Consider the following 17,197-nt stretch of genomic DNA (forward strand, 5'->3'; position numbering starts at 1 on the left):
GAAGTAGGTACTTAAATTAAATCGAATTTAAGTACCTATCAAAAGTGTTTAAGCCATCACTCAAAGCAAAATATACACACCCCGCGACGATGAGCCGTTGCCCGTTCTAAAAAGCCAACCAACTCTCTTAAATCGTCCTCGTCAATGCTATCTTCATCATACCGCTCTTCGGTCAATACAGTTTGAAACTTATGATGATAGTCTAACAGCGACTTGTTATTTCTGTATATTACTGCAGGCACACCATCGACACTGATAGGCATACCAAAATCATCTTCATCCCAATCATCAAATGGAAAGTCAAATAATTCAGGGGCGATATCTTCATCTAGGGTAAATTCAAAAGACACGGCTTGCCCATTAGTAAGATAAATACATGCTGAAGTGCTATGATAAGTTCGGCTGCATCTTTACTTTCAAGCGAGTCAGGGTGGCGACTATAACTTTTATCAAAAAGCCTTCTTAGCCCCCTTACCTCTTCATCACTTTTGTTCGCCACTATTTGTGAGAAAATCTCGCTATTAGAACCTGAACTGATCACATTATTAATGTCTTGATGCTCAACTTCATATAGATACATGGTGTGGCTCATTTTATTACCCCTGTGTCGTTAGTTACACATATCCTTTAACACTTGGTCCGTATTCATTCTCTCCAACATCACTATCCAGTACAGTAAAATATATGATGGCTATCAAACCAATAATAGGTACAAAACTTACCAAAACCCACCAACCAGAACGCCCAGTGTCATGAAGACGGCGAATGGATACAGCGACAGTGGGTACTAGTACCACTAAATAATAAATACCAGTTAAAATAAGGGTCCCTAAGAGCCCGTCAACTATCCCAATTACAAAGCCTATCAGCGCGTTGATCAGGATAAACATCCAATACTCTTTACGTCTTGAGCGTCCGCTAAAATCAGAATATCTTTTTAATACAGTTAGGTACCATTCCATTTTTTTTCCTTAGCTATTTTTGTTTGTTATAAGTTTCTGAGTACTGGATAGTCTCTCAATAAAGAGAGCCTGTAGCGCATTGACACCAATTGAATGAATTCTTCGACTACTTTGAAAGATGAAATAACATATGAGCTTCGTTAAAAATGTTTCTTTTAACCAAAAAAGGAAGCTTTTTACCCAGCGACTAAAGTTATTTTCACGTTTCGATGTAAATCAATTACTTAATAAAATCGGTATAAAACTAAAATGAAGGACTAATATTGCAATAAGCATAGAGATGGTTTGAAACTACAAGCCGATAGGTTTTGAGTATGATTCCAGAATAAGGAGCGATTACAGACTCGAGACGCCAAAAAACTAAGGCGCTAGCCTATTTGCTGCGCCTCAATCCTGACGATTATCCCAAGAGGTATCCGATTCCTCTGCTTTACAACCCAAAAGCAATCCGCCAATTCTTCTTCCCCTGAACGGGTATGTACTCCGACTTACCCTACTCTCATCCTTGTGTCATCCATTAGCACTTCCAGTGCATCTCCATTTTAGCCCTCTTGGCCTCCACTTCGCTTCCCGCGCTCCAACACCATCTTGGCTCCGCTTCACATAGTCCTTATGTGCTCCCTATACATTGTTACATCCAGTGTAACCCATCCGCTTCGCAATCATCCAGATTGCGCTCCTTCATCCTAAAGCCTTGCTCATCCCTATTTACTCTTCCTTGCTCCACTACGCTTCCCGCGCTCCTTGACACTCCGTGTGTCTCCTTATCCCTAGTGAAGTTCCACTTCACACTCGCTTCCTCGAGTTCCAGATCTTCCTTGCCTTATGCAATACATCCTTCTCTTGTTGTCAAATTCCTTATCCTTTGACGCTGAGCTCCTGCTCTTGTGTTTCCTTACATTGTTAAGTTTACGGAGATTGAGCATTTTTGTTAGATAGCTAGGAACAATCTTTTTCTTGTCATCTAAAGGAAAAATAAAGTAACTCTTTTAAAATCAGCACCATAACTCAAAAACACACTACAAATTCGGTACTACAAAGCGCCTTTACCCACATTCTCGTACGAGATCTCTCACATAGTAATTTCCATTGTTGCTATTTGTTCTTAAATAACAATGTGCCCTCTACAGAGCTAAACTCCATATTTTGTAAGATTTGATAACCATGACCTGCAAAAAACTGCGCTTGTTCCGGTTTGGTAATAAATACAGCCATCCCGTTTGTTTCTTTACTTTGTGTAATTAAGTCATCAAGTGCAGTAAGTAAATAGTGACCATAACCAAGCCTTTGAACATGAGGGTCAACAGCAATTAGGGATAAAAAGTGACACGGCTCATGTGCTTGCAACGCTTGTCTAATCGACTTTTCTTTCTCAATCAGCTGTTGCGTTTGCAAATACCCTGCGCTCATCATAAGTCGTAATCGCCAATGCCATTGTCGATTTGCACTCAATTCATCACTATTTGCAATAACACATGCTACCGCGACCAATCTATCTTGATGATATAACCCCACCATCGGCTGACCCGTTTGGCCAAATGCTGAAAGCTCTTCACGTATTAAAGATCTGAGCTTTTTTTCAAAGGTGGCTTCTTGTTTTGCCTCCAGTACCTGCTTGAGTAGCGGATCATCATGGTAAGCCTGATACAACACACTCGCGGCTACATTGATATCTTCTGGATTTAAATATCTAACGATTAATTCATGCTGAGAAGTTTCTACTGACATCACGGTTCCTTATTGTTATTGCCCCAAGCTTCTGATAATCATGTCGAAATACTACTTAATATCAAAACCTCAAAATTTTTGTGTACTCCAATAATGTGCGACTATTAATGACAGAAATTGATACTAGTCACAATTTATTCAGTCGTAGACTTGTATATTTATCATCGCATTGGTCATTATGGTTTTTATCGATGACGACTTGCTAAAGGTTTTACAACCACCTTTACTATAGTTAGTGAGTAAAATTCAAGCAAACGAGGGAGAATGATATGGATACTAGTCGCCACACTATGAGTACTTTATTTGCCCAACTTGGGCTGGATAACAATCCCAAGGCGATTGAAGGGTTTGTCAAACAACACCGCCTTCCTGACGGTATGCTGTTAAGCCAAGCACCATTTTGGAATGAAGGACAGCGTCACTTTATTGAAGAATCGCTGAAAGAAGACGCCGATTGGAGTGAAATCATTGACGAACTAGATGCGATGTTAAGATAGCTAAAGCAATCGCTCCTTGCGTAACTTGGTGCTATGATCAATTCCTATGATTAAGGCGTTTAGGAACCTCTATGCACCCTGCTGTTGCCAGAGCTATCAAAAAATTAGTCGATAGTGGAAAGACTCCAACCGTCGCGCTAACAAAAAGCAAATTAACTCAAAGCGTCGCAATGCCAGACGTTATCTCGGGCATTGCTGCGTACAAACAAGACCCTACCTGTATTGATCACTATCAAGAGGTTGAAGAGGTCGTCAAAGCAAGTTCACAAAGCCAATTAGATAGAATTGAAGCTAAGCTTGATAAGCTCATTGCATTATTGGAGAAGTCGTAGTGTTTGTTGTCGACTTAACGTTTGATTGCTATGAGGAAACCACCTTAGATGCTGCTGAGCAGGCCATCAACCGTGTGGTCAACGCACTTCGCTTTAATGGTCAAATCATTGGTGACGAATTTCCAACCGTACTTAAAGATGGTTATTTCATTACTCGCGTGATGTGTCCTGAAGAAGACGCTTTGCATCCATTAAACCATAGTCCTTTTGTGAAGTTTGCGATTGACCAACTACAGCAATCAGGCTTACTTGCACCTAAGGTCAAAGTTTTTGGACAAGATATACATGCCAACAGCGCTGATGCCTGTCATGAACCATCAAGCTACATTCTCTACACCACATACGTACACACTTGTAGTCCACTGTATTGTGGCGACGACTTTTTGCCAGTGCCTTTATATAAAATCCCAGCGATTGCCAACGGTGATTACAAAGCACTGATCAAATGGAAAGAAGATTGGCAAGCCTGCGACCAAATACAGATCAATGGTGCGACTCGCTGCGAATTTGCTGCACTGGAGGAAATTTCCAGCATGAGTAGCGATTTGTTTAGACGTGGCATGGATTTGAGCAAACGTATTCGCTATCTCACGAAAAAGCCGGTTTACTATTATCTGTATCGTGTTGGCGGCGAAAACCTCGCCGCAGAAAAAGCAAGAAAATGCCCAAGCTGCCAGGGAGACTGGTTACTCGAGGAGCCTTGGTTCGGCCTTTTCGACTTTCGATGTGAAACTTGCCAATTGGTCTCGAATATTTCGTGGGACTTTCAATAAGGAGCGCAAGCTCCTTTATATCAATTAGCTATATTGGATAGTTAACGGTCAGCTTTTCCACAAACTCCGCGATAGAATCTGCCAAAACATGGTGCTGCTTCTTACCGACAAACTCTAACCCAACTTGACCCGTAGCGACATCGACCGACACCAATAAGTCATCTGCTTCTGTTAAGCCAATAAATACGGTTTCAGGTTGTTTGAGCCTGCGCTTCATTAAAATATGCCCGGTGATATTTTGCTGCAAGCGCTCGAAGTCATCTTCATTCCATGCTTGCAGTAGCTCAATTTGCTTACCCTCAATAAATGCCACGATATTGCCAGCAAAGAAATCACCATACAGTCCGTTCAATCCCTCAGGAAATTGCGTTTCCAACGCTTTGGCTAAATCATTTAAATGCCCCACTGGCGAGCGCTCTACCGCTAGCCATTTTATCTCGTTAAGCTTGTTCGGTTCACCCTGCTCACATGGGCTTGGCCAACTTTCATCATACTCGGTACTCGGTAAATCTTTAAAGATCTGTTGATGATAATCTACATAGGCTTGATGCAAGCGCGCCATATTTACGGGCTGAGTCATATATAAAGCTCTCTTTATTTTTCTCACCTCGGGCTGAATACTTGTTTCGTTTAATTAAGCAAAATGCTATTAATCCCGAGGTAAACATTCGTTATAATGACCGCATTGTAACGAGATTTGAATTAACATGACAGACTACAGTAACTCGCCAGAGCTGCAATCTTCTGTGCTTGGTAAAACCACAGAATACGCCAGTGTTTATACTCCAAGCCTGCTGCACCCCATTGCACGTAAACTTAATCGTGACCAAATCAATGTTGATGAGTCCGCTTTACCATTCAAGGGTGAAGATACTTGGACAGGCTACGAACTGTCTTGGCTCAATAACAAGGGGAAGCCTCAAGTTGCGGTTGCCACTTTTGTATTTCCTTGCCAAAGCTCGCATATCATTGAGTCAAAATCGTTCAAACTTTACTTGAACAGCTTTAATCAAAGTCGTTTTGATACGATGGAAACCGTGCGTCAAACGCTAGCTACGGATCTGTCCACAGCATCAAATAGCCAAGTTAGCGTGACATTATTTGGCGCAGATGAATTCGATTGTATTCCTTTCACACGTCTCCCTGGTGAATGTATCGATGAGCTGGATATTGAAGTTGATACCTACACACCAAATAGTGACTTACTAAAGCTTGCCTCTGATGAAATGGTTGAAGAGACGCTTCACAGCCACTTACTCAAGTCAAATTGCCTGATCACTTCACAACCAGACTGGGCAAGCGTAGTGATCAGTTACCGTGGTAAGCAAATCGACCGAGAAGCGCTGCTTAAGTACCTAATCTCATTCCGTGACCACAACGAGTTCCATGAGCAATGTGTAGAGCGCATTTACTGTGAGCTTTGGCGCACCTTTAGCCCAGAAAAATTATCCGTTTATGCGCGCTATACTCGCCGCGGCGGGTTAGATATCAATCCATATCGCTCGAGTGAACAAGATCAAACTCCGTATGCGGTAAGAACTAACCGACAGTAAAACGTAAAAAAGCCATGTTCTCACATGGCTTTTTATCACATCTAAGTATTACTATTTAACCTGAGGTTTGGATAAGGAATGTTCCAACTCATTGTTGTTAAAGCAAAACTTAGTTTTTTCCTTGTCTAGCCAGAGAGTTTTAGGGAAAACAAGGCGAATTTACGCACCAATAGCTGGCTATTGGAAGTGAATTCAACGCAGTTAGCGCTAAAACTAGCTGCTAGAAAGGCATTAATTATCCGCAGCTCAGGTTATTTATTCCCCTTCGCGTCTTCCATTTCAACCGGGACGGAGACCGAACATATATCTATATGGTTTGGCGTATCAACAAACCAATCTCCCGCTCTATTTTTACGCGCAGCAATTAGCGACTCAAAAATCGGCGTATTTGTTTTTAGCCTTTTAAACGAAGGCGCACCTTTTACATCAGCAAGTACCGTAACGCCTTTGATAACATTGAACGCTTGTCCAGTAACTGGTTTACGATCTAGGTGCTGAACATGCTCCATTCCCGATAACAACTGTCCAAACACAGTGGTGTTTTTGTCTAGATATCGCTGCGGCGTCAACGTGATGTAAAACTCAGTACCACCACTATTAATATCGTTGGTTCTAGCCATGGCAAACGAACCAACGCAGTGTGTCATCCAAGTTTTGGTTCCAGCTTCATTTTGTCCTACGGCAAAACCATTTAGAAACCCGGTACGTGGCGCGTAGCCGTCCACAGCATCTAGCGATGTGATCTTCAAGGTTGATTCTGTGCTATGAAAAAACTCAGCGGCAATCGCTTTCTTTCCTTTTTGTGGCATTTTTTTGTCCGACATATCGCCACCTTGGGCCACAAAGTTTTCCACAAACCGATACATACTCAAATTAGTGTAAAAGCCCTCTCGTGCTAACGCTTTAATATTTGCCACATGATTAGGCGCAAGTTCAGGATTGAGCACGATGTAGACCGATCCTGTTTGTAATTCTATTTTGAGAATATTTTCAGGATCCAGTTGCTGCCAGTCGCTGCTGTTGGCCTCAGCAACGACTTCAGATGGTGACTTTGTGTAAGGTTTTGCTAAGACAAGAGATGAACTTATGACAAGCGCAATAGATAGTAAGGTTTTTTTCATTATTATTTTCCTTGTTTATACCAATAAAATGGTACCTCCAACGGCGCACTGGGTGGCAGATTTGGATTGTCTAATTCTATGACTGTTTTGTTTTTAAGATCTAGCTTTTCAAGGCGAGCGGAAAAATGTTTTAAAAATAAAGCCTCAAACCGGCCATCTTGCAGTGCATTTTTGAGACCTTTCTCAATTTGACTATGGAGCAACGGGTTGTCGTGAGAAACAAAAAAATATACCGCAGAAGGATAGTAAAACACCACATGCCGATCTGCCACCAAATCAGTGTCACTCAGAGCAGCTTCAATACTCACTAAATCACTTGGCAACACATCAAAACGTTTTTTCAACAGCATGTCATAACCACTGTCTTCTTGTGAAAAAGAGGTCACGCTGAGGCCATTACGCTCAAAAATCTGATGGTCAGGCCAATCTCTGCGTAAACCAAAAGTAACTCGACGCAAGTCGCCTGTATAACGCACGCCACTCAGTAAGGTTTTATTATGCTTGTGCACTAAAGGAATGCGATAACCTAAAATCCCTTTCACTAAGGGAATACGAATTGCACTTGCGGCCTTTTCGCGCTGTGAGTTAGTCACTAACCAACTGACATCCAGTCCTCCTTTTTCTCCAAGCAGGCGCACCGCTCTGTCTTGAGAAGGGATGCTTCTCACTGATATAAGCCTTGATGACTCTACCTGATATGAGAGAGCTAAAGTGAGCAATTCTATAATGTACGGATCGGCACCAGCGCTAATTCTAATTTCCGTCGTTTCTTGTGCTTTGAGAGGAAATATCACAAAACCTAGAGCGAGCCAGAGCAGTTTCATTTGTCATCCCAATCAAACTTGTATAAGAAGTCTATACTGTTGTACAAACCGCTCGTGGCTTCAACATAAAACTTCGAAAAAACACGATAGCGCAGTGCAATTTCATTGATTGACTCAAATACCCCAACACGATAACTGACCTGAACATTGGGGGTGATATAGCCTGACACCTCGACTTGTGTATCGTCGCCACTGCCTTTTGCTGATAGATTGACATCCGAAAGTCCAAGCGATTCACCTGCCTTACTAAAGAACCCTTCACTGCGGTCAATTCCCTGTGAGAGTAAAAACTGCGTGAGTAGCGCATTGTTAGAGGTTTCAGACTCCCCTAGAGGCTGACCGTTAAGTAGGTAAGACAGCGCTTTGGCTTGATCCATTGCTGGCTCTGAAAATACAGTCAAACGCGGCTTAGCAATATTGCCTGTGAGCTCAACACCGGCTATCACATCATTGGCGGTTGTCGCTGGATTTCGAATAGCTCGAATGTTCAAATACGGTTTATCTAGTGCGCCATTGAAGCCAATTTGTCCTGTGCGGATCAACAAGTCTTGGCCAAATGCACGATATTTACCCTCTCTTAGTTGTAACTCTCCTGTTGCTAACATTGGCGACTCAACTTGCTTATCAATTTCGATTGCACCGGTAACAAAGCTATCTAGTCCTAAAGCCTTCACCCTAAAGTTATCTTTAACGGTCAGTTTTAAATCTATTTCGTGTTGCACTGGCACCGACATCTGCTTTTTCACCTTGGCATCAACAATGATTTCATCGTCGCTTGGAGATGTAACTCCCTCTGGCAGAGATTCAATATTTACTCGACCAAACGGCACCACAATTTCTCCAAGTATTCGCGCAATTTTATCTTTATAGGCAAGTGTTAAATCCGGGCTTGCGGTTAGTTCAATCTGCGAGTCTGGCTGCACGTAAATATTTTCGCCCTTTATTTTGATTTCGGCAGAGAGCTCAGGTGACCAAAAAGCTTCGCCAGTGAGCGCGACCTTACCGCCTTTTGCTGCAGTTAACTCAGCCTCTAGTTGAGCGGAAGTAGTATCAAAATCAAGATTGATGTGACCTTTATCGATTTCCACGGGCAAAGAGTCTGAAGACATAAATAAGCGCTGAGCCGTTAGTTTACCGTTCACTTCAGGGGCTGCGAGACTACCTGAGATATTTATATCCCCTAACACTTCCCCTTGCAGGTCAAAGCTTTGTTCCGTTACTCGGTTTAGTAGCGCTGACAAGTTAGCCAACTCAATTGACTCTATTTTTACGCTACCAGCTAATTGGGGGGACTGTTTATCTAACGGCACACGCGTATCACCACTGAACTGACCTAAAGTATCGGAGGTCATGCGCCAATCAGCGTGAATTTGTTTGTTATTGGTTTTTAATAACGCTCTAAATTCAGCAATTGAAAATGTTTGCCCATGAGTCGTAACACCGGCATCAACAATGTTCAGCTCGCCATCAGCTCGGGTCACTTGGCCGTTTTGCCACGCAAGTTTAGCCACGGCCTGAGTTTCACCTGTTATTTTGAGCTCTGCTGGCAACCAAGTTTGTAGTTTAGCCAGTGCCAACTTCTCTAGTTTAACATCGGCCTGCCCTTGTGTGCCTTTTTGCTCGGCTGCAAAACACAAATCAGTATCATCCATCTGCCAACACTGCTTTGCAATGCGCTGACTGACATCACTGATCATGATTGCGGCAGGACTTTGCAATGCTATCGTTTGCCCGTGAGAAGTTACCTCACCAGACGACAACTCTCCCTGCCAAGTAGACTGCTGCATCTTGCCATTGACTTCAAAGCTTGCAACCACTCGCTTATCACGAATATCCAATGTCGCATTATGTTGCTGCTGATTGCCTTTCACAGCTAAACGAATGTCTTCAACCATTTCAGAGTCAACAATCAAACGGTCTAGTGCCAGTTTAATTTGCCCAGTCATTTCATTGGCAATATCAACCGTGCCTTTCGTCGTGAGATCGTGTAGTGCTATATTCTGGTAACGCACGGAGTCAAACTTAATATCGGTCTGAATCCTCGGCTTGAGGTGGTCGCCCTGAACAAAGATTTCACCACTGCCCTTTAAGTCGGCTGGAATAAGCGTATTTGCCGCCTGCTCAAACTGAAAGTCAATATCGAGGTCCAACTGCTGACCAAGCTCACCGCTTACCGTCAGTCTATTTTTGCCATAATTCAGGCGTGCATGGCTAAACTCACCTAGTAGGCTCTCATCCACAACGACCTTAACGTCCGCATTAAGCGGGGCACCCGCTACTTTACCATCGAGCTTAAAGCGCTCAACATTAACCTGCCACTGCTCACCTTGACTGATAAAATCAAGCGCGAATTGACCTGCCAACATATCGTTTTCCGTAAGCCCTGCATCGTATTGCACTAGCCCTAGCAATCTATCGACGGGTAGCTGAGAAAAGTCCCCGTTCACTTTACCCTTCAATCCTTGCGACCAGTTCACTTGTCCCGCTATTTGCGCCTGTGCTTTTTCAAGCTGAAGCGCTGCTTTAGCTAGAGTAAACGCTTGTAGTCCACCTTGCCCTTCAAGTGTCGCGGTAACATCACCAAACTGCACAGTATTAACAGCGAGTGAGCCTGACAAATTATATTTTGAGGCATCTCCGCTCAAGCCGAGTGTCGCACTTTTTAAAGTTGTGGGCTCCGACGGAATAACTAATTTATCTATTTGACCCTGTAAATCAAATGGCCAGTTTGTCGTTGTCAAATCTGCATGGGCTTGCAGTTTTGCAAACGCCATCCCCTCGGTATTCAAAGTAAGCGTAAGATCATGAGGGCGACCCACCAGCGTTAAACTGGCTAAACCCTGTGGCGCACTCAAGGTTGATCTCAGGTCAATAGTCCAGTCGCTAAGCAAGACTTCTGCCGCCGCTGATATAAACCACTCTTGATAGTTAAGCTGAACCTGCTCCACGTCCACATTTTCATCTACTATAACTTGAGAAAGCTTGATATTCTCAAGCGTCTGCTCATCTATCGCGAGGTTGCTAATCTTTATCTCACCGAGCTCAGCGGTTAGCGGCAGGTCTATCTTAGGTAGTTGGAGTGGCGCTAATGCATTAAGTGGTGCCGACGATTTTGTAGGCACTGGCTGATCGGTTGCCTTTGCGGTCAACTTCACGCTGTCTAATAGCAAAGATGGGACATTAAAATGTGAGCCAGAACCTGAAAGCTGCGTGTCCAAGCCTTGCAATTGCACTTTAATATCAGGCGTTTCCAACGAAAATTGCTGAACTTGCGCACGTTTTATTGCAATTGGCAGTGGTAACTCAACTTGGCCACTTTCAGTAGTTTCCTCTTCGTTGACACTTTTCTGCTTTTGTACAATCGCTATCGCTTTTGCGTCTAGCTCAATGCAAACGCTGGCACAGGTCAACCACTCAACAGTGACTTTGGTGTCTCTAAGGCGAATATCAATATCGTCATTGTGATAACGCAACGTAAGATTGGCGCCAGATAGTAAGCGCTTGTCTAAACCATCGATTTCTATGCCTGAAACCGTTTTATTCGCTACCCAAACCAGTAACTTTTGCCCGGGCAAGGTAAAGCATAAACAAACCAACAGTAAAAATAGGCTAATAATGGCAGTAATAATTTTGATTCTTAAGCTTCTGAACTGCATTAGATTTCAGGTCCTATAACAATACTGAGACGCGTACTTTTACTTTCTTTGGTCAGCCCCCAAGCATGGTCGAGCCGGATTGGACCAACGGGGGTTAAATAACGAAAACCAAACCCAGCCCCAACTTCCCAAGCGTCCGAGAAATCGTTCGTCGCAGTACCCGCATCAACAAACAAAGCGGCTCGCCAACTTGGGTGGAATTGATAGTTATATTCCACTGTACCTGTGGCTAAATATCTGCCGCCAAGTATGCGCCCTTCGTCATCGCGAGGACCGATGGATTCATAGGCAAAACCACGGATACTTTGATCTCCTCCAGCAAGGAAACGGTGGGTAAACGGAATTTGGTCAATATCCTTTGTCACGATCGCCCCTAAGTCTAAGCGACCAAAAAATAAATGTTTGGTTTCAAAGCTTCTTAGCCATTCATTGTTCCATCTCACTTTCAACATATTTGCAGACGATAGTACAGAATCTGCTGCGGCTTCAATGGAGATCAGGCGCTCATTACCCCAATATGGTAGCGCGCCACCTTTACTTTCTTTCTTTAAGTAGCTAATGCCTGGGATCAACATTTCCGTACGTTGTTTTTCGCCTAACTGTTCCGTGGTTTCGTGTTCACGTTTCAAAAACGCCGTTCTCACCCACTCGTCGTCCGTTAGCCATTGTCGCTGTACCTGCACGTTCCAAATTCGACTGTTGATCCCTTCCGTTACTTCATCCTGCACCTTATAACCACCTAACACACGCCATAAATCGTCGTTAGGATTGTCTACCGGGATAGTATAACTTGCTGTGATATCTTGTTGCTTTTGCGACAGCCTCAGATTGGACTCAAAGGAGTGGCCATCCTCAGTGATCCAGGGTTTAGTCCACTTAAAACGGGTTTTTGCACCCACATCATCACTGTAGCCAGCACCCACTTCAAAGCTATTTGCAGGTTTGTCTTCAACACTCACTCGAACTGGTACCTGATCATTCGTACGGTCCTTTAACAGCGGATAAACCTTTATCGCACTAAAATAAGGAGTTGCATTTAAAGACAGATTAAAGTCAGACAAAAGACTCGCTTCAAAAGGTTGCCCTTTCGAAAATGGGCTTAGTGAACGTATATAGTTAGCCGCTTTGGTGTTTCCCTCAATAGCAAGGTCGCCAAATTGATAACGTTTACCAGTGTTGAGCAGCAGTCGCACGCCAGCATAGCGATTCGCTTTATGAACAAGCAATTTGGACTCTTGCCATTGATAATCAAAATATCCAAGCTCTAGCAGCTCGCTCTCAAAGCGGCTTTTCGTTGCCTGGTAATCACCATGATTGACTTGCTTGCCAACTTGAATAGGTACATCTTTGATAAGCGAAACTAAATCCGCATTATCCTTACCCGTGCCCGCAAGCTCAATATTAATATCTTTCCATTTCAGTGGTGCTTCAAATTTGACTTCGGCTATGACGTTTTGTCCTTCTCCACTGATTTGAATATCAAAGTGATAATAACCTAAAGCATGCAAAGCGCGACGTATGTCCGCACGCACCTCTTTCATTACCCGAGGGATTTTTGGCTTACCTTGGTAAGATTTTAAAAAACCAGTGATGTTGTCTTCGACGTCGCCGTTTTCGACTTTGACTTCAATGTTGGAGATTTTTACTGATGCAGGGCGAGACTCAGCACCTACGTAAAACGAGGAAAAACAGCACAAAAAAAGCGCTAGTGTTAAACAAGAGAAATACGGCTTCATTAAAATAAAACGACCTAAATATCGCGACTTATGGGCATCGATAATGCCATTGTGCTTGCGAAAATGGATACTGTAAAACGACTTTTAAGAGAAAGTGCAATTTTACTGAGCTGAAGCTGAACATAGGGTGTATTTTATTGTAACGCAGTGGGTTTTATCGCACATTTATTTACATTCATCCTTTTTATTTTCTTGCAGATGACGGACAATAGCAGCAATTGAACCTGCAGAGTAAAATTATGCAATTTCCAAATGATGATAACGGTGAGCTTCTAGCTGAGATTGCCGCTGCTGGCGTTGATCTGACGCAAATGCAGAATATCGATTTTTATATTCTTTTCGAGCAAGCTGATGATGCTAAGCGTTTCATTAGCGCGATTGGAAAAGACGAATTAGCACCGAAAACCCAGTTACAACAATGTCCTGACACAGGTGTTTGGGAAGTTATCACCACGGTAACTATGGTCCCGATGCATGAGCTACTGAGTCAGACTGAACAATACCTAGAAAGCATAGCCAATGGCTATGAAGGGTATGGCGATGGCTGGGGCTTAATGGCTTCAGAAGAATAAATCGCCACGGAAAATCCGACTTTTATATAGAAAGGCTAACTTTTGTCAGCCTTTCTATAGCTACCTTGATAGTCAAACAGTTTTTCAGAAACCTGCCAACCAAACTTCTTGTGTAATTTAGCAATCACGAAATCCGGTGCAATTAAGTCAGTATCTACCACTTCTTCAGCTGACCGCCATTTCGCAGGTGCCGACGTAGACTTTCGCCGCTTTGCAAATTGCTGGTGGAATATAAATAGACTCTTTTGATTAGAAAAGTCATAGACCTCACAGCAACTTGCTCCATCCTCATCAAAGTAAGTGACTTTTAATCTGTTACCACTGAGCACTTCGCTACATAGCCCGCTGCAGCGTAGTACCATTGCATGTTTTAAATTCAATGCCGCACGCAACTTATCATCTGGGTCCGCCATTATTTCGCCACACTGATGACATTGTCTTGCAGCTATATCATTTTCGGCACCACACTGCTCACATTCTTTAAACTTAAAACGGTAATCACACTGCTGTGAGTGGCCTTCATCATCTTCAAGTAACCCCTGACAGCGCCTGCCGAAATGCTCAATAAGCTTGCCCTGTTCGTCTACTTTTCCCCAGAAAATATTGGCAAAGCCACAACCTGGGCAAAGCACCTGAACGGGCTCATTGTCTGAGTTTGGCTTTTTACTTCCGACTTCAGGTGCAAATAAATCAAAGTCGTTACCTGCATAATCAATGACAAAGCAATCTTCTTTGTTCTCATCTAACCTAAGTCCTCTGCCTACAATCTGCTGATAAAGGCTAACAGACTCAGTGGGCCTTAAGATAGCAATCACGTCAACATGGGGGGCATCAAATCCGGTAGTCAGCACAGAGACATTAACTAAATACTTAATTTCTCTATTTTTAAATTGGACGATAAGTGCATCTCTCACGGCTGACTTGGTTTCACCCGTTATTAGTGCACTATATTGCTTGGGCAAGTAGCCGATAATTTCTTTTGCATGCATAACCGTCGCGGCAAAAATCATTACCCCCATCCTATTTTCACTGAGCTCTAGCAAATGAGTGATAATGCTCTTTGTTGCACGAGTTTGTGCTTGTAATAATGTATTCATATCAGATTCTGAATAACGCCCAAATGAATCTGTACTTAAACTAGAAAAATCATAATTCTCAACGGCTGGGTCGATTTTATTTGGCGGCGTAAGATACGAGTTCTTTATCATATATCTAAGTGGTAATTCGTAAATACACTGCTTGAATGGTGATTCAGCTTTTCCTCTAACAAAACCATGATAATGTTTATGGTATATCCATCCCATACCCAACCGATAAGGTGTTGCTGTTAAGCCTAATAACTTTAGCTCAGGATTAAACTGAGCCAGTTGATTTAAAATTTGTTGATACTGGCTATTATCTTCCCCACTCACCCGATGGCATTCGTCAATGATAACTAATGAATAAAATTGATTGAGTTGTGATAAGTTTCGAGACAATGACTGCACACTGGCAAAAGTTACTTGATGCTGTAACGACTTTTCTTTTAATCCAGCAGAAAAAATGCTCGCTTGCAATCCATAGCTTTTATATTTTTGTGCATTTTGCTCTACCAGCTCTTTAACATGAGTCAATACTAATATTTTGTGCCTCGCAAGCCTCGCAAGCTCTGCAATTACGAGACTCTTTCCGGCGCCTGTAGGTAATACAATGACGGCGGAGTCGCTAGATTTGCGAAAGTGATTCAGTGTATTTTGTACCGCTTCTTGCTGATAAGGTCTTAGAACGTAAATAAGCACCTCAGGATATGAATAATTAAGTCAAAAAAGGCGTATCTGCTAAGATACGCCTTTTATTTAGGCTATTTAAAAAAGCTGCTCAATACCTAACAACCTTCATAATAACGCATAATTAGATTAGATAATCGTCTAGGTTAACACCTTGAAATACTTTAGGTGTTTTACCACGACCAGTCCACTCAATTACCTCACCGTCTTTTTCAATACGGTATTTTGCTTTCACTTTAGAACGACGGTCAGCAGAGGTAGAACCTACTAAATCATCAAGCGTAAGTCCTTTTTCTTTCAGCATAGCCAATACTTCTTCTTTAGCCTGCTGTTGTTCCTTTTGCTCATCCAGTGCTTTTTGGATTAGCTCTAAAGCTTTTTCTAAATCACCGTAACTTGCATTTTTAATAAAAGACTTGATCTCACGCATTGATACTCTCTCAATTAAGCTTAGTTAGTTTTAATATTTATATTGAATACTATATTAAAATTAATAAAAAACAAATTGGATTCTGTGATTTCTGATTTTGTTACGAAAAAAGCGCCATAATGGCGCTTTTCAGTAAAAATCAAGAAGATTTAATTACAATTTATTTAACTCTTATTCAACTTTCCAATCAATTGTCGCACTTGCTTTAATCGGAACAACCGTTCCTTCACCTAATTTATATGAATCGGGCACTTGCCATGGAGACTTAGTCAGCGTAATGGTGTCCGTATTGCGCGGCAGGTCATAAAAATCTGGACCAAAGTGACTAGCAAAGCCTTCTAACTTATCAAGTGCGTTTGCATCTTCAAATGCCTCTGCATAGAGCTCAATTGCAGCATGTGCGGTATACGCCCCAGCACAACCACATGCAGCTTCTTTTTTATCTTTCGCATGAGGGGCTGAGTCTGTGCCCAAGAAGAATTTTTTACTTCCGCTTGTCGCCGCTTCAATTAATGCTTGTTGATGCGTATTGCGCTTTAAGATAGGTAAACAATAATAGTGAGGGCGAATGCCACCAGCCAACATATGATTGCGGTTATAAAGCAAGTGATGAGCTGTGATAGTTGCGGCAACGTTGTCAGGCGCTTGATTAACAAAATCAACAGCGTCTTTTGTCGTGATATGTTCGAGTACAATTTTTAACGTTGGGAAGTTATCAACGACTTTGGATAATTTCGTCTCAAGGAACACTTTTTCTCTATCAAAGATATCAATAGAAGAGTCCGTCACTTCACCGTGTACGAGTAGCAACATGCCAACTTCTTGCATCGCTTCAAGCGCTGGATATACATTTTCAATATCCGTTACGCCCGATGCTGAGTTTGTTGTTGCGCCGGCTGGATACAACTTAGCAGCAACGATATGACCGGTTGCTTTCGCTTTTTTGATTTCTTCAGGAGTCGTGTTATCTGTAAGATATAACACCATTAGCGGCTGAAAGTTACCTTGAGGATTAGCGGCCATAATGCGGTCACGGTAAGCCAAAGCAGTCTCTGTGCAAGTTGCTGGTGGTACTAGGTTTGGCATGATAATCGCACGGCCCATGTAGCGACTAATATCTCTTACCGTATCGACCAAGACATCACCATCACGTAGGTGCACATGCCAATCATCTGGTCGTGTAATCGTTAGCGTTTGTTTGCTCGTCATTGCTCTCTTCCACTGCTGAATTTGCCCGATCATAGGCT

The 17,197-nt window shown here is 42.6% G+C and carries 17 protein-coding genes; 5 read left to right on the plus strand and 12 right to left on the minus strand.

Going from position 1 to position 17,197, the window contains the following annotated elements; all coding sequences use genetic code 11:
- Positions 1 to 56: 56 nt before the first annotated feature.
- From DRB05_RS10505 to DRB05_RS10520, 4 genes are all read right to left on the minus strand, one after another.
- The gene (locus DRB05_RS10505) at positions 57 to 350 is read right to left on the minus strand and encodes a hypothetical protein (protein WP_128726889.1); all 294 of its coding nucleotides are present in this window, start codon (positions 348 to 350) and stop codon (positions 57 to 59) included.
- Positions 329 to 592: a hypothetical protein gene (locus DRB05_RS10510; protein WP_128726890.1), complete on the minus strand. Its 264-nt coding sequence runs from the start codon at positions 590 to 592 to the stop codon at positions 329 to 331. The genes DRB05_RS10505 and DRB05_RS10510 overlap by 22 nt, the downstream gene beginning before the upstream one ends.
- Before the next feature lie 22 nt (positions 593 to 614).
- The gene (locus tag DRB05_RS10515) at positions 615 to 962 is read right to left on the minus strand and encodes a DUF805 domain-containing protein (protein WP_128726891.1); all 348 of its coding nucleotides are present in this window, start codon (positions 960 to 962) and stop codon (positions 615 to 617) included.
- A gap of 1,095 nt (positions 963 to 2,057) precedes the next feature.
- A complete protein-coding gene (locus tag DRB05_RS10520) occupies positions 2,058 to 2,690 on the minus strand; it encodes a GNAT family N-acetyltransferase (protein ID WP_128726892.1) in 633 nt (210 codons plus the stop codon).
- A 269-nt stretch (positions 2,691 to 2,959) separates the two neighbouring features.
- On the opposite strand from DRB05_RS10520, the gene DRB05_RS10525 reads away from it, so the two are divergent.
- From DRB05_RS10525 to DRB05_RS10535, 3 genes are all read left to right on the plus strand, one after another.
- Entirely contained in the window at positions 2,960 to 3,187 is a 228-nt protein-coding gene (locus DRB05_RS10525; RefSeq protein WP_128726893.1) for a DUF2789 domain-containing protein, read from the plus strand.
- A 71-nt stretch (positions 3,188 to 3,258) separates the two neighbouring features.
- Positions 3,259 to 3,519 (plus strand): hypothetical protein, encoded by a 261-nt coding sequence (locus DRB05_RS10530; RefSeq protein WP_045964353.1) that lies wholly within the window; start codon positions 3,259 to 3,261, stop codon positions 3,517 to 3,519.
- The gene (locus tag DRB05_RS10535; RefSeq protein WP_128726894.1) at positions 3,519 to 4,292 is read left to right on the plus strand and encodes a Zn-ribbon-containing protein; all 774 of its coding nucleotides are present in this window, start codon (positions 3,519 to 3,521) and stop codon (positions 4,290 to 4,292) included. Before DRB05_RS10530 ends, DRB05_RS10535 begins: the two co-directional genes overlap by 1 nt.
- 28 nt (positions 4,293 to 4,320) lie before the next feature.
- Here the strand turns inward: DRB05_RS10535 and syd are convergent, their stop codons facing one another.
- A complete protein-coding gene (syd, locus tag DRB05_RS10540; protein ID WP_128726895.1) occupies positions 4,321 to 4,872 on the minus strand; it encodes a SecY-interacting protein in 552 nt (183 codons plus the stop codon).
- A 127-nt stretch (positions 4,873 to 4,999) separates the two neighbouring features.
- Between syd and queF the strand changes: the two genes are divergently transcribed.
- On the plus strand, positions 5,000 to 5,845 hold the full coding sequence (queF, locus tag DRB05_RS10545) for an NADPH-dependent 7-cyano-7-deazaguanine reductase QueF (protein ID WP_128726896.1): 846 nt from the start codon (positions 5,000 to 5,002) through the stop codon (positions 5,843 to 5,845).
- Between the two features lie 251 nt (positions 5,846 to 6,096).
- Here the strand turns inward: queF and DRB05_RS10550 are convergent, their stop codons facing one another.
- Genes DRB05_RS10550 through DRB05_RS10565 form a run of 4 tightly spaced genes read right to left on the minus strand, consistent with a single transcriptional unit; the run spans position 6,097 to position 13,143 of the window.
- Positions 6,097 to 6,966, minus strand: a complete 870-nt coding sequence (locus tag DRB05_RS10550) for a peptidylprolyl isomerase (protein ID WP_128726897.1) — start codon at positions 6,964 to 6,966, stop codon at positions 6,097 to 6,099.
- A 2-nt stretch (positions 6,967 to 6,968) separates the two neighbouring features.
- Entirely contained in the window at positions 6,969 to 7,790 is an 822-nt protein-coding gene (locus DRB05_RS10555) for a transporter substrate-binding domain-containing protein (protein ID WP_128726898.1), read from the minus strand.
- Positions 7,787 to 11,446, minus strand: a complete 3,660-nt coding sequence (locus DRB05_RS10560) for a translocation/assembly module TamB domain-containing protein (RefSeq protein ID WP_128726899.1) — start codon at positions 11,444 to 11,446, stop codon at positions 7,787 to 7,789. Before DRB05_RS10560 ends, DRB05_RS10555 begins: the two co-directional genes overlap by 4 nt.
- Positions 11,446 to 13,143, minus strand: a complete 1,698-nt coding sequence (locus DRB05_RS10565; protein ID WP_240036234.1) for an outer membrane protein assembly factor — start codon at positions 13,141 to 13,143, stop codon at positions 11,446 to 11,448. The genes DRB05_RS10560 and DRB05_RS10565 overlap by 1 nt, the downstream gene beginning before the upstream one ends.
- A gap of 278 nt (positions 13,144 to 13,421) precedes the next feature.
- Between DRB05_RS10565 and DRB05_RS10570 the strand changes: the two genes are divergently transcribed.
- Entirely contained in the window at positions 13,422 to 13,754 is a 333-nt protein-coding gene (locus DRB05_RS10570; RefSeq protein ID WP_128726901.1) for a ribonuclease E inhibitor RraB, read from the plus strand.
- Positions 13,755 to 13,789: 35 nt separating this feature from the next.
- Here the strand turns inward: DRB05_RS10570 and DRB05_RS10575 are convergent, their stop codons facing one another.
- From DRB05_RS10575 to pyrC, 3 genes are all read right to left on the minus strand, one after another.
- Positions 13,790 to 15,532 (minus strand): DEAD/DEAH box helicase family protein, encoded by a 1,743-nt coding sequence (locus DRB05_RS10575; protein WP_128726902.1) that lies wholly within the window; start codon positions 15,530 to 15,532, stop codon positions 13,790 to 13,792.
- A gap of 112 nt (positions 15,533 to 15,644) precedes the next feature.
- The gene (locus tag DRB05_RS10580) at positions 15,645 to 15,950 is read right to left on the minus strand and encodes an H-NS histone family protein (protein WP_128726903.1); all 306 of its coding nucleotides are present in this window, start codon (positions 15,948 to 15,950) and stop codon (positions 15,645 to 15,647) included.
- Between the two features lie 171 nt (positions 15,951 to 16,121).
- Complete coding sequence (gene pyrC / locus DRB05_RS10585; protein ID WP_128726904.1) at positions 16,122 to 17,159, minus strand: dihydroorotase; 1,038 nt, start codon at positions 17,157 to 17,159, stop codon at positions 16,122 to 16,124.
- Positions 17,160 to 17,197 lie beyond the last annotated feature (38 nt).

The organism is Pseudoalteromonas sp. A757 (assembly GCF_004103285.1).
In the GTDB taxonomy this organism is placed as follows: Bacteria; Pseudomonadota; Gammaproteobacteria; order Enterobacterales; family Alteromonadaceae; genus Pseudoalteromonas; species Pseudoalteromonas galatheae.